Origin of the sequence: Algoriphagus oliviformis (genome assembly GCF_017254915.1) — a bacterium.
In the GTDB taxonomy this organism is placed as follows: Bacteria; Bacteroidota; Bacteroidia; order Cytophagales; family Cyclobacteriaceae; genus Algoriphagus; species Algoriphagus oliviformis.
Map to the genome: position 1 here is coordinate 260,814 of NZ_JAFKCT010000007.1, position 18,480 is coordinate 279,293.

Annotated in this window: 14 protein-coding genes; 8 read left to right on the forward strand and 6 right to left on the reverse strand. The window is 51.6% G+C overall.

All coding sequences use genetic code 11. From position 1 onward, the window contains the following. Positions 1–4: 4 nt before the first annotated feature. Complete coding sequence (locus J0A68_RS16525) at positions 5–1,174, reverse strand: hypothetical protein (RefSeq protein ID WP_206579337.1); 1,170 nt, start codon at positions 1,172–1,174, stop codon at positions 5–7. Positions 1,175–2,033: 859 nt separating this feature from the next. On the opposite strand from J0A68_RS16525, the gene J0A68_RS16530 reads away from it, so the two are divergent. From J0A68_RS16530 to J0A68_RS16555, 6 genes are all read left to right on the forward strand, one after another. Beyond that, positions 2,034–2,594 (forward strand): type 1 glutamine amidotransferase domain-containing protein, encoded by a 561-nt coding sequence (locus tag J0A68_RS16530; RefSeq protein ID WP_206579338.1) that lies wholly within the window; start codon positions 2,034–2,036, stop codon positions 2,592–2,594. A gap of 343 nt (positions 2,595–2,937) precedes the next feature. Further along, positions 2,938–3,345, forward strand: coding sequence for a hypothetical protein (locus J0A68_RS16535; protein WP_206579339.1), 408 nt, complete (start codon positions 2,938–2,940; stop codon positions 3,343–3,345). 147 nt (positions 3,346–3,492) lie between these two features. Continuing rightward, entirely contained in the window at positions 3,493–4,587 is a 1,095-nt protein-coding gene (locus tag J0A68_RS16540) for an efflux RND transporter periplasmic adaptor subunit (RefSeq protein ID WP_206579340.1), read from the forward strand. 25 nt (positions 4,588–4,612) lie between these two features. After that, a complete protein-coding gene (locus J0A68_RS16545) occupies positions 4,613–7,837 on the forward strand; it encodes an efflux RND transporter permease subunit (protein WP_206579341.1) in 3,225 nt (1,074 codons plus the stop codon). Beyond that, on the forward strand, positions 7,830–9,263 hold the full coding sequence (locus J0A68_RS16550; protein WP_206579342.1) for a TolC family protein: 1,434 nt from the start codon (positions 7,830–7,832) through the stop codon (positions 9,261–9,263). Before J0A68_RS16545 ends, J0A68_RS16550 begins: the two co-directional genes overlap by 8 nt. 276 nt (positions 9,264–9,539) lie before the next feature. Further along, positions 9,540–10,130, forward strand: coding sequence for a DUF4142 domain-containing protein (locus tag J0A68_RS16555; RefSeq protein WP_206579343.1), 591 nt, complete (start codon positions 9,540–9,542; stop codon positions 10,128–10,130). A gap of 415 nt (positions 10,131–10,545) precedes the next feature. On the opposite strand, the gene J0A68_RS16560 is transcribed toward J0A68_RS16555, so the two are convergent. From J0A68_RS16560 to J0A68_RS16570, 3 genes are all read right to left on the reverse strand, one after another. Then, on the reverse strand, positions 10,546–11,703 hold the full coding sequence (locus J0A68_RS16560) for an esterase (RefSeq protein WP_206579344.1): 1,158 nt from the start codon (positions 11,701–11,703) through the stop codon (positions 10,546–10,548). Positions 11,704–11,707: 4 nt separating this feature from the next. Further along, complete coding sequence (locus J0A68_RS16565; RefSeq protein ID WP_206579345.1) at positions 11,708–12,907, reverse strand: esterase; 1,200 nt, start codon at positions 12,905–12,907, stop codon at positions 11,708–11,710. Positions 12,908–13,054: 147 nt separating this feature from the next. Continuing rightward, positions 13,055–15,397, reverse strand: coding sequence for an ABC transporter permease (locus J0A68_RS16570; protein ID WP_206579346.1), 2,343 nt, complete (start codon positions 15,395–15,397; stop codon positions 13,055–13,057). Positions 15,398–15,559: 162 nt separating this feature from the next. Here J0A68_RS16570 and J0A68_RS22950 point away from each other — a divergent pair, with 162 nt between their 5' ends. After that, the gene (locus tag J0A68_RS22950) at positions 15,560–15,685 is read left to right on the forward strand and encodes a hypothetical protein (protein ID WP_262898033.1); all 126 of its coding nucleotides are present in this window, start codon (positions 15,560–15,562) and stop codon (positions 15,683–15,685) included. A 201-nt stretch (positions 15,686–15,886) separates the two neighbouring features. Here the strand turns inward: J0A68_RS22950 and J0A68_RS16575 are convergent, their stop codons facing one another. Continuing rightward, positions 15,887–16,045 (reverse strand): hypothetical protein, encoded by a 159-nt coding sequence (locus J0A68_RS16575; RefSeq protein ID WP_206579347.1) that lies wholly within the window; start codon positions 16,043–16,045, stop codon positions 15,887–15,889. Between the two features lie 131 nt (positions 16,046–16,176). Then, positions 16,177–17,361 (reverse strand): ATP-binding protein, encoded by a 1,185-nt coding sequence (locus J0A68_RS16580; protein ID WP_206579348.1) that lies wholly within the window; start codon positions 17,359–17,361, stop codon positions 16,177–16,179. Positions 17,362–17,630: 269 nt separating this feature from the next. Here J0A68_RS16580 and J0A68_RS16585 point away from each other — a divergent pair, with 269 nt between their 5' ends. Next, positions 17,631–18,479 (forward strand): carbon-nitrogen hydrolase, encoded by an 849-nt coding sequence (locus J0A68_RS16585; RefSeq protein ID WP_206579368.1) that lies wholly within the window; start codon positions 17,631–17,633, stop codon positions 18,477–18,479. Position 18,480 lies beyond the last annotated feature (1 nt).

Here is an 18,480-nt window from a genome sequence, read left to right on the forward strand (position 1 = left end):
ATCCTTATTTTTTGTCTCCGAATCCTACCCACAGTCTAAATTCCGCACTTAGGCCTACGAAAGGCTGGAAGTCATTGAAAGTGCTTCCGTTCAGTTTTTCCGTATTCAGGAAGGTGCCGCCCGCATTCAGCCTGAGAAAGCGGAAAAAATTGTATCCCAACCCGACATATACCGGCCTGTCAAACGCCACTCCGCCTATTCGCTCCCCCATGGAGTTTTCCATGTCTTTGGAGAGAAACATCCCGGCGCTGACGGACATGTTGCTCATAAACTTGGCGAAGGTGCGGTTGCCAAGGGGAAAGGAAAAACCGACATAGGGACTGTGCACATATTCCTTGCTTTGCAGGTTTTTGGAAAGGGGAATCGCGCCGTAGCCGATATTCAGGGGGATGGAGTTGGGCTTTTTCTCGGTAGGGTAGTTCATGAATTTCTTTTCATCCACGATGGCCAGCAGGTTGTAGCTGAGGAACTGATCGACTTCTGAAAACAGGATGCCCTGAAGTTCTTCCAAATATTTGTTGGCATAGACGACGCGGGCATCTTCTTCTTTGCTTTTTCCGAAAATGTTGAACTTGGCATCGCCCATTTTGAGCTTTTTACGCTGCTCGAGCTTTTTTCTGGTCAAGTCAGAAAAGCCGGGGAAGGAAGCCCCGTCGGGCAGGGCAAAGTAGCGAAGTCCCGCCTCCACGATCTCATTGGAGTTGTTGAGGATCTGATCGTTGGAATCCTCAAAGACGACTCCCCCCTTTTTGATCGAGGTGATGGTGTTGAGGTAGGAGCTGAGGTTGGACTTGATGAGTTTTCTCAGTTCCGCCACTTCATCTTGGGTGGCCTTTTGGAAAAAGCTGAACTCGATCTGATAGTCCTCGCTAGACCGCAGCGGGTGCTCGACCAAGATGTGGAAGGACAGTTCCTTGTAGCCAAACGGAGGCTTCCAATAGTAGGTGTTTTTTGTTTTGTCCGACTTTTTGGAGGGGAAAAGCTCGACCTTCACCAGTCCGACTTCATTGGGGATGGCGCCTTGGATGTAGAATTTTTCCTCCGCTGGGAGGGGCATTCCGCCATTGATCCGGTTTTGGATCAAGTCAAGGTTGACGGTGGTCAGGGCTTCCTGTGCCTGCAGCTGGGAGGAGAGGGCTGTGACTAGAATGCAGAAGAGGAGCAGGTTTTTCATGGTTGAGCGTTTCGGTTTTTTTAGGATGGTTGATTGTTTGGCCAGTTTTTGACGGGCGTATGCCTGGGTTTTGGCCGTACCCGGGCATCATCCCAATTGATCCGCTTGAGGGCTAGATCGACGTTTCAGGTCTTTTTTTTGGCGGTTCTTTTTGAGAGGCCGGGTGAGATAGCGTGCCTGCCAAAGAGGGTATTAGGGTACTAGGTGGGTAATCGTTCGATTGCGGAAATGTCGCTGAGTAGCCGGTTCCGTAGGAGTGATAGGTCCTTGAGTGATCGGAGAATATAATAAAAGTATTTTGTGGTCACAATTATGCATGTGGTTTTTTTTATGGTTTGTCGGTGATTATCCGGTTTTTTTGGTTTACAGCATTGGTTTTTGGCCATGCTGGAAGATAGTCGCAGGCTAGCAGTGCGATGGATAGGAAGCTTGGTGACTTAGAAACTTCCGGAAAGACCCTTAGAAGAATGTCCCGTGGGAGGGCTTGGTCCAGTCTAACACCCTGCGCTCGGGATTGTTTTGCCTGTCCTTGTTCTTTGGGCCCATCCCGCCTTCCTTCGACCTGTTTCAGTAAGTGAAGGCTTTTGTTTCCGAGCTACTCCGTGCTGATGGCAGGAGGCTCCGGTGGCTGATGGTTATTTGAATCAAGCAAGGACGCAAGCCCCGCCTGCATGGTTTTTTCGGAGCAGGGACTGTGGGCGAGGTTTTGTACAGTCTGTGGATTTCCCTCCCTGTCAACTCTCATACAGGCTTGCTTTACGGCCGTTTTGGTGCATGGAATGGTTTTGGCGCTTTGCAGGGCAGCTTTCAGGCAGAAAGCCGCCGGCGACGGCGATTTGTTCACTAAACCACTAGAACTATGAGTTTGCTAAAAGACGTAAGGGTCGCCATCTTGGCCACCCATGGATTTGAAGAATCCGAACTCCTAGAACCCAAACGGGCCTTGGAAAAAGAAGGCGCAGAGACATTTGTCATTTCTCCAGAGCACGGACAGATCAAGGGCTGGAAAGACGGCGACTGGTCTGATGCCATACCTGTCGATGCGCGTGTGGACCAAGTGAGCCCGGTGGATTTTGATGCCCTATTGATTCCAGGTGGGGTGATTAACCCTGACCAACTCAGAAGGGACATGGGCGCGGTGCAGTTTGTCCGTGCTTTTTTTGAAGAACACAAGCCCGTGGGCGCGATCTGCCACGGTCCGCAGCTGCTGATCGACGCGGAGGTGACCAAGGGGAGGATACTCACCTCATTTTCGTCCATCCGCAAAGACTTGGAAAACAGCGGTGCCAGCTGGGTGGATGAAGAAGTCGTGGTAGACCAGGGCCTGGTCACCTCCAGGAGCCCCAAGGATCTTCCCGCCTTCAACAAAAAGATCGTGGAGGAATTCAGGGAAGGAAAACACGCTGGCCAGACCACCTAAAGCGTTCCGGATGCTATCCCGGCCTGATCTGGCCGGGATTTTTTTTGGCACATTTGGTCAAAAAGGGATTTTCACAAGTCCCAAGCCAGTGTCGGCTCAATTCCATCGCCCGCTGGGTAAGTTGGTTTTATGGAAACTAAACCAGCGGTATCGGATGGGCTAGCCCGGATTGTTTCGGCTTTGATGGGCTTGAATGGCGGGTGTTGGCTTTATTTTGCTGGAAATCAATAATATGGAAATCGTTGTGAGTTAGGCGGTTGGTTGTGAAGTCTGCAATTTTTCTTTCAAAAAATTAATGATTTTTCACTTGCTGGATAAAATATCTCGATTTAGCTTTGTGGTCATGTTCAGAAAAGCGCTTCGGTTAGCCCTTAGTTTTGTGCTTATCCTGTCGATAGGATACAGCCAGCTTTTCCTTGCCTTCTACGGCGGAACATTGGATTTTGCCTCGTCGCAAGGAGAGCCGGTCAAAGTAGAGTCGCGAGTCGCGCATTTTAGCCCAAAAGTAAAAACCGACCATTCGGCAGACCAGCAAAACCAAGACTGGGATTCCGAAGTATTGGAAAAAGATCCCGACGAATACACCGGATCGATCTCCCTAGAGCTTCAGCTTGCTTTTGGCGCGGTTTTCATTTGCCTTCTTTCACTGAGTTTCAGGAAATACCACGTCCGGTTTTTGCGGTATTACCGAAACTTCTTCTATATACACACCCACCGTTTGCACGTGTACAACGGGGTCTTCACTATTTAATTGCTGCCTGGGCCAAGTCCATACCACTTGGTCACCTTTTTCAATAGCAATAGACCCTGAGTTTTGGGGAGAAAGGCCTGATCCAGATCGGCGCTTTTCCGGTTCCCCAGACCGTTGATTACATCACTCTTTCAAACATCCAACATTATGAATTTCAATCGAATTCTCCTTTCGGTGGGAGTGGCTGCGCTGTTGTTTCATACCAGCTGTGAATCCAAACACGCCGAACATGAGGAAGACGCCACCTTCCAGGTGACCAACCCCATCCAAAAAGACACCGTAGTCTTTCGCGACTACGTCAGCCAGATCCGATCTTCCCAGCACATCGAGCTGAGGGCTTTGGAGAAAGGCTACCTTCAAAACATCTATGTAGACGAGGGCCAGTTTGTCAAAAAAGGCCAATTGATGTTCCGCATCATGCCGGTCATCTACCAGTCTGAGATGGAGATCGCCAAGGCTGAGGCCAACTTTGCCGAGATCGAATACCTCAATACCAAAAGTCTGGCGGACAGCAATGTCGTGTCGCAAAATGAACTGGCCTTGGCAAAAGCCAGACTAACCAAAGCCAAGGCGGAGCTGAGCCTGGCTGAAGCCCACTTGGGCTTTACCGAGATCAGAGCACCCTTTGACGGGATCATGGGTCGATTCAATGACGTGAGACAGGGAAGCTTGCTCGACGAGGGAGAGCTGCTGACCACCCTCTCCGACAATGCCAAAATGTGGGTGTACTTCAACGTCCCAGAGGCCGAGTACCTCGACCTGGTGTCTTCCTCCTCGCTGGAGGATATGCCGAGAGTTCACCTGCAGATGGCCAACCACAAGCGCTTTGCCGACGAAGGCGTGATCGAAGCCATCGAGTCCGACTTCAACAACGAGACTGGTAACATCGCCTTTCGGGCAACTTTCCAGAATGCCAACAGAATCCTCAGACATGGCGAGACCGGCAACATCCAGATGCCTGTGCCGCATCCTAACGCCCTGATCATCCCCCAGAAGGCAACCTTTGAGATCTTGGACAAAAAGTTTGTCTTCGTCGTGGGCGAGGACGGCGTGGTCAAGTCCAGACAGATCACCATTGCGACCGAGCTGCCCCACTTATACATCATCTCCGATGGCTTGGCTGCCAATGAGAAGATCCTGATCGAAGGGCTGCGAAAAGTGGAAAACAACCAGAAGATCAAGTTTGAATTTGTCAATCCGGAGAAAGTGCTGTCTGAACTAAACAGCCTACACGCTGAATAAGGCCATCCTTTAAACCACAGCCAAGATGTTTAGTAAATTCATTCAACGCCCGGTATTGGCGATAGCCATATCGCTTGCCATTATATTTCTGGGAGTGCTGGCCATCGCGACCAGACCTATCTCCCAGTTTCCTGAGATTGCCCCGCCACGGGTCAATATATTCATCGCTTACCCAGGTTCCAGTGCCGCGGTACTGGTAGAGTCCACGCTCGTGCCCCTCGAGCGCGCGATCAATGGGGTGCAGGGGATGCAGTACATCATTTCCGATGCCACCAGTGCCGGGGAAGCGACGATCCAGATCGTATTCGAGCCAGGCACTGACCCCAACGCCGCCGTAGTCAACGTGAAGACCCGCGTGGATCAGGTGATGAACAACCTGCCTCCGCTCGTGCAGCGGGAGGGTGTCATCATCACGCCTATCCAGCCCAGTATGTTGATGTATGTCAACCTCTACAGCAAGGACAAAAACGCGGATGAAAAATTCCTCTACAACTACGCCAACGTACACATCCTTCCTGAGCTCCAGCGGATCAGCGGGATGGGCCGCGCCCAGATCCTGGGAAGCCGCCAGTATGCCATGCGTGTCTGGCTGAAGCCCGACCGAATGAGAGCTTACAACATCTCCACGGATGAGGTGCTCGAAGCGATCGATGAACAGAGTGTGATCGGTAGACCGGGCCGACTCGGCCAGGCCTCCGGCAAGACTGCCCAGTCCTTGGAGTACGTGTTGACTTACAAGGGCCGATTCAACAAGCCCGAAGAGTATGAGGAGATCATCATCAAAGCAAATCCCGAGGGGGAAATCCTCAAGTTGAAGGATATCGCCGAGGTGGAACTGGGTTCGGAGTTTTTCGACATCTATTCCAACAAGGACGGATATCCAGCCGCTTCCATCGTATTGAAGCAAAACATAGGCAGCAACGCCAGCAAGGTCATCGAGGAAGTGAAAGCCAAGCTCAAGGAGATGGAACCGGACTTCCCTCCCGGCATGATGTACGAGATCAACTATGATGTGTCCAAGTTTGTGGATGCCTCTATCGACAAGGTAATGCACACGCTGGTCGAAGCCTTCGTCCTCGTGGCAATCGTCGTGTTCCTGTTCTTGGGGGATTGGAGGTCCACCTTGATCCCTGCGATAGCCGTACCTGTATCGCTGATCGGAGCCTTTGTCTTCATGCAGGTCTTTGGGCTGACGATCAACCTGATTACGCTCTTTGCACTCGTACTGGCGATCGGTATTGTGGTCGATGACGCGATCGTGGTGGTGGAAGCAGTCCACGCCAAGATGGAGGAGGAACACTTGTCTCCGTACAAGGCGGTGAAGAAGGTGTTGGGCGAAATCAGCGGCGCGATCATCGCGATCACCCTGATCATGACGGCGGTATTCGTGCCGGTAGCCTTTATGACTGGACCTGTCGGGGTATTCTACCGCCAGTTTTCCATTACCATGGCCAGCTCCATCATCCTGTCTGGGGTAGTCGCCCTGACGCTGACGCCGGTGCTCTGTGCCATGATTTTGAAAAACAACCACGGCAAGGCTCGCAAAAAGACCCCGGTAGATCGATTTATCGACTGGTTCAACGGCAGGTTTGAAAAACTGACCGGAAGGTACACCTCCCTGCTAAACCTCATCGTCAACCGACGCGTGGTCACTTGGGCAATTCTGGCGGCATTTGCTTTCGGTATTTTCGCAGTGGACAAAGTGCTTCCCTCCGGCTTCATCCCCAACGAGGACCAAGGGATGATCTACGCCATCATCCAGACGCCTCCGGGATCTACGCTGGAGCGTACCAACGAAGTCTCCAGAAATCTCCAGAAAATCGCCGAGGAAGTGGAAGGCATCCAGTCAGTCTCCTCTTTGGCAGGCTACGAAATCCTCACCGAAGGTCGTGGTTCCAACGCTGGTACCTGTCTGATCAACCTGAAAGACTGGTCGGATCGTGAGCACTCTGTGCACGAGATCATCGAAGAGCTGGAGGAAAAAACCAAAGACCTCGGCGCGGTCATCGAGTACTTCGAGCCGCCGGCAGTTCCGGGTTATGGTTCTTCTGACGGGTTCTCCCTGCGTCTTTTGGACAAAAACTCGACGGTGGACTACCACGAGTTTGACAAAGTCAATGCGGACTTCATGAAGGAGCTGCAAAAGCGTCCCGAGTTGACTGGTCTGTTCACCTTCTTTGCGGCGAACTATCCACAATACGAACTGATCATCGACAACGAACTGGCGATGCAGAAAGGTGTCTCCATCGGCAAAGCCATGGAAAACCTGGACGTCCTGATCGGCAGTACCTACGAACAAGGTTTCGTCCGATTCGGCAACTTCTTCAAGGTGTACACCCAGTCAGCTCCGGAGTACAGAAAACTGCCTAGCGACATCCTCAACCTCTTTATCAAGAGTGAGCATGGGGAGATGGTGCCGTATTCGGCCTTTATGAAGATGGAGAAAAAGCAGGGGCCAAACGAGATCACCCGATTTAACCTCTACACCTCTTCGTCCATCAAGGGTATTCCCGCCAAGGGCTACACCAGTGGTGACGCCATCCATGCCATCCAGGAAGTGGCCGAGCAGACTTTGCCACACGGCTATGACATCGCTTGGGAGGGGTTGTCCTATGACGAAGCCCGCCGTGGCAACGAGGCGGTGTACATCTTCATCGTCGTGTTGATCTTCGTGTACCTCGTTTTGGCGGCGCAATACGAAAGCTTCATCATTCCGCTGGCGGTGGTGTTCTCGCTTCCTGCCGGGGTATTTGGTTCCTTCCTCTTGCTGAAAGGCATGGGCTTGGCCAATGACATCTACGCCCAGATCGGCTTGATCATGTTGGTGGGGCTTTTGGGTAAAAACGCGGTGTTGATCGTGGAGTTTGCCGTGCAGAAGCGCCAGCAGGGAGCCACCATCTTGGCTGCTGCCATCGAGGGTGCCAAAGTCCGTTTCCGTCCCATTTTGATGACATCCTTTGCCTTCATCGCGGGCTTGATTCCTCTTGTCATCGCGACTGGCCCGGGTGCGATCGGTAACCGGACCATCGGTTCCTCGGCACTAGGGGGGATGCTCTTCGGGACGATTTTCGGTGTGATCATCGTGCCAGGCCTGTACTACATCTTTGGTACTATGGCTGATGGGCGCAAGATGATCCGTGACGAGGACGAGACTCCGCTGAGTGAGGAGTTTGTAGAGAGCGCCTACCGAGAGAGTGCCATCAAGAAGTTAAAGAAGTTGCTGAACAAAAAAGGATACGACAATGACTAAGCATATCATCACCAAATCCCTTGCAGCGGCTTTGATCTTGCTCGCTGTATGGTCTTGTAAAATCACCGCGCCGCCGACGCGTTCGGAAAATAAGGAAGTGCCTGAGAGCTACAATGGCTCTCAGGACACCAGCAATGTCTCTGAGGTCAAATGGGGGGAGTTTTTCAAAGACCCCAACCTGAAATCCCTGATCGATACGGCGCTGGCCAACAACCAGGAACTGAACATGATGCTTCAGGAGATCAGCGTGGCAAACAACGAGATCCGCGCCAGAAAAGGGGAGTACCTGCCCTATGTGAATATTCAGGCCGGCGCTGGAATGGACAAGGTAGGCCGATACACCCGATACGGGGCTTTGGAAGCAAACACTGAAATCCGACCCGGCGAGGAGTTTCCGGAGCCTTACTCCGACTTCATGGTAGGAGCCTATGCCTCCTGGGAACTCGACGTTTGGAAAAAGCTGCGCAACTCCAAGAAAGCGGCAGTGTTTAACTACCTGTCCTCGGTGGAAGGCAAAAATTTCATGGTCACCACCTTGGTAGCCGAGATCGCCAATTCCTACTTTGAACTCATGGCTTTGGACAACCAATTGGCGATCCTAAACCAGAACATCGACATCCAAAAGGACGCGTTGAATATCGTCAAGCTCCAAAAGGAAGCTGCGAAAGTGACCGAGTTGGCGGTGAAGCGATTTGAGGCGGAGGTAGCCAAAAACCAAAGCTTGATCTACAATATCCATCAGCAGATCACCGAGACCGAAAACCGCATCAACTTCCTGGTGGGGCGTTTCCCTCAGCCAGTCCAAAGGAGCTCGGCTTCTTTTGAGCAGCTGACGCCGCAGTTGATCAGGGCAGGTATCCCTTCCCAGCTTTTGGCCAACCGTCCGGATATCCGCCAAGCGGAGATGGATCTGGAGGCTGCCAAGCTGGACGTGAAGGTCGCCAAGGCCAACTTCTATCCGCAGTTTCGGATCACTGCCGGCTTGGGCTATCAGGCTTTCAATCCCAAGTTTCTCTTCAATACGCCGGAGTCCATGCTCTATTCCCTGGCCGGAGATCTGATGGCGCCTTTGATCAACCGAAACGCGATCAAAGCCAACTACTACTCCGCCAACAACAAGCAGATGCAGGCGGTCTACAACTATGAGCAAAGCATCCTAAACGGGTATATCGAGGTGGCAAACCAGCTTTCCAAGATAGACAACCTCGACAAAAGCTACGCGCTCAAGGCTCAGCAGGTGTCTGCGCTCACAGAGTCCATCTCGATTTCCAACAGCCTTTTCAGATCTGCCCGAGCTGACTATGTGGAGGTTTTGCTGACGCAAAGAGAGGCTCTAGAGTCCAAGATGGAGCTGGTCGAGACCAAAATGCAGCAGATGAATGCCATGGTCAACATTTATCAAGCTTTGGGAGGCGGATGGAATTGACCCCAAGTATAACTGAAGACGTTGGCGCAAGCTGACACTGAGTGATGATTAACTTTCTATGCAAAAACCATTCTGCAGCGTTGCGGGATGGTTTTTTTGATTTTGGTGCTTTTCGGCTGTAGCTATACTGTGAAACCCCGAACATGGGAAGTTATTGGGACAGACTGTTGGTATGATACACAGGATGGAGGTGGCCAAAACCGCCTAAAACAGGTTTTTGGCATACGGAACAGTCCTTGTAACAGGTGGTGCCGAACACTAAACCAACTATTTATCATGAAAACAATCAATCAAACCCCGCACACCTCTTCACTCAGAAGCGCCATGGTCAAGAGATCAGGAGCCGTACTGCTGGCTGCATTTTGCATGGTGGGAATGTCCTCCTGCACCGATGAAGACGACGAGCCCATCGTGGATACCGTGAGCCAGCAAGATCGCAATTTCGCCGTTTCCTCCTCCCAGTTTATCAACGCGCAGATCAGCATGGGCCAGCTGGCCATGGACAAAGGCGAGGATGATTCCGTCTTGGAATATTCCAGCATGATCGTGGAGGACAATACCGAGGCTTGGACAGAACTGGAAGGTATTGCCGATTCCAAGGAAATCGAGATTTCCGCGGATATCTCAGCGGAGATGCAGGCCAAGTACGACGAACTGGCGCTGCTGGAAGGCGAGGAATTTGACAAAGCCTACGTGCAGTTTCAGCTGGACGCGCTGGAAAGCTCCAAGTCTATGTTTGAAAACCAGATCGACAACGGACAGAACTTTACCGTGAAAGGCTACGCCGAAAAGACGCTGAGCCTCATCAAGGCCCACCGTACGGAAGCCTTGCTGGTAAAAGCTGAAATCGGGCTGGAGGATCTGTAACAGTATTCTTCCCCGTGAAAGAGCCGGTTTCCATGCAGTGGAGACCGGTTTTTTTATGATTTGGTTATAAAATTGAAATATTTCAAAATTGTACGATTGGCAAGAGCGATTGGAAAGATTAATATGATTGTCCGCTTTTATGCCAGTAGGCAGCCGTGTCAATCCGAAAGAACGATGAAAGTGGGGCTTTGCCCTACTTCGGTCATCGGTCATCGGTCGCCTGTACTGAGCGAAGTCGAAGTATCCGACCCGATTAGAGAAGTGAATACGCTTACTGGCAAGATTGCGGATAATCATGAAGATTAATCTGAAAATCCTAAATCAAAAGTCCAAAACGGAAAAAGCCACAGCTGCACAGATCAAATCCGTGCAGCTGTGGCTTTTTGTTTCATCTGCCTACTGTCGCCGATGGACTTTAGAACAACATCGGGGCAAACAGCACCAGGTAGTCCCGCCAGTTGGCCCAAGTGTGGCCGCCCTCGCTTTCGTGGTACTCATGCTCCAATCCTGTTTTGTCCAAGATGGAAAGCAGGCGCTGGTTGGACTCGATGACGAAGTCGATTTTGCCGCAGGCTACCCAATACTTCTCTACACCGCTGTCTTTCAATGCGGTGAATTTTTTCTCCAGTTCCGCCATGTCCGCATTGGCATCAAAGATCCCGCTGCTGAATACCCCGATGTAGGCAAACTTGCCCGGATAGGTGGTGGAAGCGGTGATGGTGTGCGCGCCGCCCATGGATAGACCGGCAATGGCGCGATGGCTCTTGTCAGACTTCACGCGGTAGTTTTTCTCGATGTAGGGCACCACGTCTTCCACGAGGCTTTTCTCAAATTTTCCCTGGTACTGACCATAGGTTTCGCGGGTGGGGGCAGCCACTCCCGGAGCTTGCTTCAGCGTGGAGCTTTGCCAGGCGTTCCCATTGGTCATCACCACCAGCATAGGCTTGGCTTTGCCCGCAGCGATCAGATTGTCCAGAATCAAGTTGGCGCGGCCTAGGGAGGACCAGGCATCCTCGTCACCTCCGGCTCCATGGAGCAGATAAAGTACGGGGTAGCTGTCCTTGGATGCGTCGTAGCCCGGAGGCGTATAGACGTACATCCTACGCTTCATCCCCAGCGAAGGGGAGTCGTACCAGACCTGCTCCAGCGTGCCGTGGGGGGTGTCATTGAGCTGAAAGACCTCCGATTCCGCGCCGGGGATCATCAGCAGGCTCGCATAGCGGGTGCCGTCCCGCAGCGCATGGGGGTTGGTGGGGTCGATGGCGGAGACGCCGTCGATGAAGAAGTTGTAGTGGTACATGGAGGTCGGCAGGGGGTCGATGGTGACCGACCAGATGCCTTTTTCGTCTTTGGTCAGTGGGAGCGTCTCGCCAAAGTTCATCCAGCTGCCGTTGATCGTGACGGCGTTGGCTTTGTCCGAAAAGACCCGAAAGGTGACCGAGCGGCTGTCGGAGATCTCAGGGGAGACGACCCGCGGGGCTTGCATGGCGCTGATCTCCTGCGCCTGGAGGCTGATGTGGGCCCCGGCGGAGAGCGTAAGCGCAAGCGCCAGGGTGGTGAGTTTGAGTTTCATGGGCTTATTGGTTAAAGAGTTTTGGTGCAAATTCGGTGAGGTAAACCCGCCAGTTTCTCCAGGTATGGCCGCCCTCGGATTCCACGTAGTCGTACGGCATCTTCATCGCGTCCAGCTTGGCGCGAAACTCCTTGTTGGCGTCGTAGAGGAAGTCGGTCTTGCCGATGGCGATCCAGTAGAGTTGGTAGCCGTTGTCCATTTCGGCCTTCAGCTTTGCGTCAAAGTCGCTGTACATCTTGCCGGAGGCATCTTCACGAGGCATGATGGCGGCCGAAAACAAACCCACGTAGTCGAAGGTGTTGGGGTAGTTGTTGGAGATGTGCAGGGAGTGGAAGCCGCCCATGGAAAGGCCCGCAATAGCCCGGTGGGCTTTGTCCGCTTTTACGCGGTAGTTGCTTTCCACGAAGCGGATGATGTCTTGGAAGTTGGCCTCGTAGGTGCCATCCATGGTTTTGGCCACCATAAACTGCGGCTTATAAAAGCCCTTGCTTCCTTCGCCCGGCGCGCCGTCCTGGATCACGTTGCCGTTGGGCATGACCACGATCATAGGCTTGGCTTTGCCCTCTGCAATCAGGTTGTCGAGGATTTGGGAAGTGCGGCCCAGGTTGATCCAGGCCTCCTCGTCTCCGCCGGCTCCGTGGAGCAGGTAGAGGACGGGGTAGGAGTCCTTGGAGCTTTCATATCCGGGAGGCGTATAGATCGTGACCCGGCGATCCATGCCCAGTCCCGGCGAGTCGTACCATCTTCGGGTTACCGAGCCGTGTGGGACGTCATTGACCTTGAAGAGGTCCGCATGCCCACCACCTATGAGAAAGATGTTGGTCGCCGAGGCGACGTCCCGGATCAGGAAGGGATTGTTGGGATCCGTGGTCGTGAAGCCGTCGACGATGAAGGAATAGTTGTACAGTTCGGGTTTGAGCGCGGCGCTTTGGTAGGTCCAGAGTCCTTTGTCGTCTTTGGTCAGGGCAGCTTTGCCGGGGCCGTCCATTTGGCCCATGGGCGTGTCCATTTTTTCTGTAGGGAGAAAATCCCCCGTGATCTGCACGGTCTGGGCATGGGGTGCCATGAGGCGGAAGGTGACCGTGCCGTCTGCATTTACTTCCGGGGATACGATTTGCTGGGCCCCAAAAAGCGCCTCTTGGGCTCGGGCGGCAAAGCCCAGCATGGCGATCAGGATAAAGCTGAGGAGTAGGTTTTTAGTCATGGGTTTTTCTATTGTCTCAAAGTGGAAAAATAGAAAACCGACCAATCAAATCCTAGCGCCGAGGATTTTAATCTCTCCGTGAACTGAGGTCAGAACGATGGAAAATGTTTGTCCGCTAAATCTTGTCCCAAGACAAATCAAGGACGCTTAGCCCTCGTTTTGCAAGGAATCCACCGGATTGGTCCAGGCGGCCTTCAGTGTATGGTAGCCCACCGAGAGCAAAGTCAGTCCCAGCATCAGCATGGCGGTGAGCAGATAGAGCGTCCATCGGATCTCTGTGTGGTAGGTGAATCCTTCGAGAAACTCCCCTACGAAATACCAAGCCACGGGAAAGCCAATCGCCAGGCTGGCCAAAACCAAGATGGCGAAGTCTCCGCAAAGCAGCAGGGAAAGACTGCCCGCCGAGGCGCCGAGCACCTTTCGGATGCCGATTTCCTTGGTGCGCTGGGCTGCGGTGAAAGAGGCCAATCCAAACAGGCCCAGCCCGGAAATCAGCACCGCAATGCAGGTGAAGGCCAAGGCAAGCCTGCCGATGACCTGTTCGTTTTGATACTCTCGGTCAAAGACCTCCTCCAAAAAGCTGAACTCAAAGGGATAGTCGGGATTGTGTTTTTTGAATACCGACTGGATTTGGGCTATGGTGGCGGTCATGGGGCTTTGCTCGGAGACCTTGATGAAGTAGTAGGAGCCGACGTTTTGCGAATACATGAAGACCATCGGCTCGATGCCCAGGCGCAGGTTGTCGTTGTGAAAATCCTCCGTGACACCGACGATCTGGCCTTTGCCCTGCCACATTTCCAGGGGAGTCCCCACCGCCGTCTCGGGATCCAAGCCCATCACCTCGGCGGCTTTTTTGTTGATGATATAGTTGGCGCCGTCCTGTACTCCGAGGAAGTTACGGCCCTCTGCCAGCGGGATTCCCAGGGTAGGGAGGAAGCCCTCGTCACAGCGGAAAATCTTGAAGTTGACCGTCGATTCCTGCGGCTTGCCAGGCCAGACTGGATCGGGACTGGTGATGGGCACGGAGAAGATGCTGTTTCCCCCAAAGGCGATATTTTCCACTCCAGGCAGCTGGAGCAGGTCGTTTTTGATGCCTGCGTAGGTTCGGACGATGCCCTCGTTTTGATCCACGACCAGGATGTTTTCCTTTTCAAAGCCCAGGTTTCGCTCGCCGATGTAGCGGATCTGCTGGTAGATCGCAATGCTGCCCACCACCAGGATGGCCGAGGTGGCAAACTGCGCCACGACGAGCACCCTCCGCAGGCTGCTGCCACTGAGCATGGCTCGGCTGTCTCCCTTCAAGACCCTCATGGGATTGAATCCCGACAGGACAAAGGCGGGGTAGCTGCCGGAAAGCAAGCCGGTCATTAGGGTAATGGACAGCGTGCCGATGAGAAAAGAAGGATTGGTCAAGTCCAGGTCGACGGATTTTTGTGTGACCTCATTGAAGAAGGGAAGCAGCAGCTGCACCAGCAGGACGGCAAAGAGCAGCGCGATCCAGGAAAGCAGCATGGACTCCATCACAAACTGGAGGACGAGCTCGCCGCGCTGGGCGCCGATGGACTTGCGTATGCCTACTTCCCGACCCCGTGTGCCTGAGCGGGCCGTGGCTAGGTTGATAAAGTTGATGCAGGCCATCACCAAGATCAGCAGCGCCACAAAACCGAAAAGATACACCTGTTCGATCCTGCCGCCTGCATTGACTCCATTTTCGAATCTTCCCTCAAGGCGCAGCTTGGCGTAGGGATAGAGAAAGGCCGTGCTGCTGCATTCGGAACAGTTGGCTTGGATCAGGCCGGAGAGTTTTGCGTTGGGGAGCTGGCTGTTTTCACGGAGCAAAACCGCCGTGCGGGAGCCGCCAGCCTGCCAGTTTTCCATCCAGGGATTTTCCCTCAGGTACAGCTCAAAGGGGGCGATGAAGTCAAACTGCAGGCTGGAGTTGGTCGGGAGGTTTTCAAAGACACCAGCCACCGTGAGCACATGGTTTTGGTTGAGGCTGACGGTCTTTCCTACGGGGTTTCCCTGCGGGAAAAGCTTCGCCGCCAGCTCCTCCGACAGCACGATGGTATTCAGATCTCCCGGATTTCCCTTGGAAAAGGGCAGCTGAAACACCTCAAAAAAGGCCGGGTCGGCAAAGATTCCGGTTTCGTTAAAACCCTCTTGCCCGTTTTTCACCAGCAAGTCCGTCTCAAAGCTATACCGAGCGGCAGCCTCGATCTCGGGGATTTCGTCCAGCAGGACGTCCTTGAGGCTTGCCGTGGGCACGGGATGGGAGGAAAGGCTGCCATCCGGCATTTCGGAGTGGATCATCACACTGTGGATGCGGTCGCTATTGGCCCAAAACCGGTCGTAGGACACCTCATCCAAGATCCAGAGCAGGATAAAAATGCTGACCGCCATCCCGGAGCTGAGGCCGAGGAGGTTGATCAGCGTGTAGCCTTTGTGTCGGAGCAGGTTTCTAAAAGAGGTCTTGAGGTAGTTTTTCCACATAGCTGCGTAGGTCGGTCGGAAATTCGGTTTGACAAGATACCCCAATCCAAGGCCATGCCTTTTGCGATCTTCGAAAATGGGCGAAAATAGACGGGTTTCTGGTTTTGCTCGGGAGCTGATCGGACAGTTTTGTTCGATTATGGGAAAAATAGGTTCCCGAACATGATTATCGGTCATCGCCTGCCCGACGTGTCGGGGTCTTCCGACCTGCCTGAGCAGACTGGCAGGGTTGCAAATGCCCACGAAGTAATTCTCCCCAGCACGCCAGACAGTACCTATCCAGGGTAGTTCTCCAGGATATAGAAAAAGTCGTTGGTGGTTGATTTGATGTTTTCGACTGATGCGGGGCCCTATTTGTACTTTAGATAGTCCAGTATCGCGAGAAAGTCCCTATTGGCTCGCTTGCCGACGAGGATTTTCACTTTTTTGGATTCAGAAAATCTTCTCTCGAAATCAACGTAGACTCATCCTCAGATTCTTCCAGTGCCATTAGGATGTCCTGTTTTTGTCCTCGGGCAGTTCTTCCCAGAGTTTTCCAGAGGGAAGTGCCTTTCTCAGCGAAAGAAAATCCCGCAGTGTTTCCAACAACTGCTCGTTTTCAATTTCATCCACTAGCTGGTGGACAGAAGTTTTAAGCGTGTTTGTCATGATGATAAAGGATTGACTAGTTGAAGTTGTTAACTTACGGAAACCTATATTGGAGAGAAAAAGATGTTTGGAAATCGGTGGTAGAATTGTTGATTTGAACTAAAAAAAAACTGTTTCCAGTGGGATTGGAACTATTTTTTGTTTGATTTATTGGAGCTCATTTTCATTAGAATGAATGATTTTATCATTGGGTTTCTAAATCTAAATCTCACATTGTTTTTTTCACCAATTTTCTCGATTACTTTGCCTCTTGATTCACTGCATAGATCATTTATGTAGTAGTTTATCCGTTGGCTAGTATAGTTTTTTCCGCTTAAGTTAAATAGAGAGTCTAATATGTCTCTTTTGGATGAAAATCCAAATTGATCAACTTCAGACGAAGCCAAAGCAAATAGTACTTCGGAAAATAATGTTTCGGATTTGCTTGATAGAGTTGCAATTTGATAAGCGTTTTTTATCGATTGTGCTGAATTTTCTAGCGCTTTGTCAATTGCAAAATCTAAGTCATCTTTATCAATCATAGATTTGTTACTTTGGAGACAATGTATTGCAGCATGTTTACATAGAAGGTGAGTAAAGCTTGGGAATCCAGTAGAAAATTCTATTATTTTCTTCCTTTGCGGAGAATTTATTTTGATTCCAATCTGAGCTAAACCACCATCAATAATTTCTCCTAGCTCGCTATTAGACATTCGAGGGGTGTAGATTTGGAGCAAGCATCGCTCAACAGATGGATGGTGGCCAATTAACTCGTTTACATCGAGCGCGATTCCAACAATTAAGATCGTTATATTTGGCATGTTGTCCGATAGTAGTTTTATCGTATCGGCCATTCTAGTTTTTACATCTGTGTTTGTTATACTATCAAATTCGTCAAATATAAAAAGTAATTTATTGTCAAGATTGCTCAATACAGATTCTATATCTTTTGAATCAATTGTCTCTTTTTCAGGAAGAAATAGATCGAGTTGAATGGTCTTTGGAGTACTCTTTGCTGTGAATCCAATTTTTTTGCTGTTTAAGTTGAAGCTTACTTTATTGAGAGCTTTTTGCCAAATAGATTTGAAGTCTTCTGTTCGGTTGCATGTTACTTTAGAAACAGTTACGCCTTTGTAAACCAGGGAGGCGATATTTGCAAGGCTCGTCTTTCCTACTCCTCTATCACCGTATATTACCGAATGCATACCTCTTTCGTTAATCGCTTCATTTAGTTTTTGAAACTGCTCAATTCTTCCAAAGAAGAGGTCTCTTGTTTCTATCGGGGCTGCTGGACTAAATACGCTTGAAGCTTTCTTTAGTTTTTCCTCTTGAGTCATTTTGAAATTTGCTGGTAAAAAAAGTCAATATTTAGTTTGAAATATCTATGTTATAAGTGTTTTTGGGATCTGTAGCAGCTTATCTGGTAAATATAAAGAAATATTTGGATGATTGATTAATTAGGTGGTGAGCTTTGACTTACGATCTAAGTTTTCCCTCTTCCCCATTCCAATTCCCTTCTCATTTGCCAATCCCTTTGCTCTGGGGTATCTTTGTCCCCAACACACCAAAACGATCTATCGTGGCAAACAAAAACGTGAAAGTAGGGATGGTCCAGCTCAGTTGCTCTGGGAATGTGGCCGAAAACATGGACAAAACCATCGCCGGCATCCGCCAGGCCGCCGCAAAAGGCGCCCAAGTGGTTGTGCTGCAGGAGCTCTTCCGATCACTGTATTTCTGTGATGTGGAAGACTACGAAAACTTCAAGTTGGCCGAGGCGATCCCCGGCCCCTCTACCGATATCCTCGGAGCCCTGGCCAAGGAGCTGGGCGTGGTGATCGTCGCTTCACTTTTTGAGAAGCGTGCCGAGGGACTTTACCACAACACGACCGCCGTGCTGGATGCGGACGGGGCCTACTTGGGCAAGTACCGCAAAATGCACATCCCAGACGATCCGGGCTACTTTGAGAAATTCTACTTTACCCCTGGAGACCTGGGTTATAAGGTCTTCCATACCAAATTTGGCAATATTGGCGTGCTGATCTGCTGGGATCAGTGGTATCCCGAGGCTGCGCGGATCACTGCGCTCAAGGGTGCCGATTTCCTGGTGTATCCCACCGCCATCGGCTGGGCTGGCTCGCAGGACGAAGCCACCAACGACGAGCAGTATGGCGCTTGGCAGACGATCCAGCGTTCCCACGCAGTGGCCAACGGGATTCCGGTGGTGTCTGTAAACAGAACCGGAATTGAGGGCCCGATGCAGTTTTGGGGAGGTTCTTTTGTCGCCAATGCTTTTGGCCGGGTGACTTACAAAGCGCCTCATTTGGAAGAGGAAATCCACGTGGAGGAGCTGGATCTGACCGGTTCTGATCGGTACAGAACCCACTGGCCTTTCTTGAGAGACCGCCGTATCGACTCCTACAGCCCGATCACCAAGCGATTCCTTGACGAAGAATAGG

Bases quoted from the DNA above. Each gene is read 5' to 3' on its own strand.
- J0A68_RS16580 (WP_206579348.1), bottom strand. From the start codon at position 17,361: ATGACTCAAGAGGAAAAACTAAAGAAAGCTTCAAGCGTATTTAGTCCA.
- J0A68_RS16585 (WP_206579368.1), top strand. From the start codon at position 17,631: ATGGTCCAGCTCAGTTGCTCTGGGAATGTGGCCGAAAACATGGACAAA.
- J0A68_RS16575 (WP_206579347.1), bottom strand. From the start codon at position 16,045: ATGACAAACACGCTTAAAACTTCTGTCCACCAGCTAGTGGATGAAATT.
- J0A68_RS16570 (WP_206579346.1), bottom strand. From the start codon at position 15,397: ATGTGGAAAAACTACCTCAAGACCTCTTTTAGAAACCTGCTCCGACAC.
- J0A68_RS16560 (WP_206579344.1), bottom strand. From the start codon at position 11,703: ATGAAACTCAAACTCACCACCCTGGCGCTTGCGCTTACGCTCTCCGCC.
- J0A68_RS22950 (WP_262898033.1), top strand. From the start codon at position 15,560: ATGATTATCGGTCATCGCCTGCCCGACGTGTCGGGGTCTTCCGACCTG.
- J0A68_RS16525 (WP_206579337.1), bottom strand. From the start codon at position 1,174: ATGAAAAACCTGCTCCTCTTCTGCATTCTAGTCACAGCCCTCTCCTCC.
- J0A68_RS16530 (WP_206579338.1), top strand. From the start codon at position 2,034: ATGAGTTTGCTAAAAGACGTAAGGGTCGCCATCTTGGCCACCCATGGA.
- J0A68_RS16535 (WP_206579339.1), top strand. From the start codon at position 2,938: ATGTTCAGAAAAGCGCTTCGGTTAGCCCTTAGTTTTGTGCTTATCCTG.
- J0A68_RS16550 (WP_206579342.1), top strand. From the start codon at position 7,830: ATGACTAAGCATATCATCACCAAATCCCTTGCAGCGGCTTTGATCTTG.
- J0A68_RS16540 (WP_206579340.1), top strand. From the start codon at position 3,493: ATGAATTTCAATCGAATTCTCCTTTCGGTGGGAGTGGCTGCGCTGTTG.
- J0A68_RS16565 (WP_206579345.1), bottom strand. From the start codon at position 12,907: ATGACTAAAAACCTACTCCTCAGCTTTATCCTGATCGCCATGCTGGGC.
- J0A68_RS16555 (WP_206579343.1), top strand. From the start codon at position 9,540: ATGAAAACAATCAATCAAACCCCGCACACCTCTTCACTCAGAAGCGCC.
- J0A68_RS16545 (WP_206579341.1), top strand. From the start codon at position 4,613: ATGTTTAGTAAATTCATTCAACGCCCGGTATTGGCGATAGCCATATCG.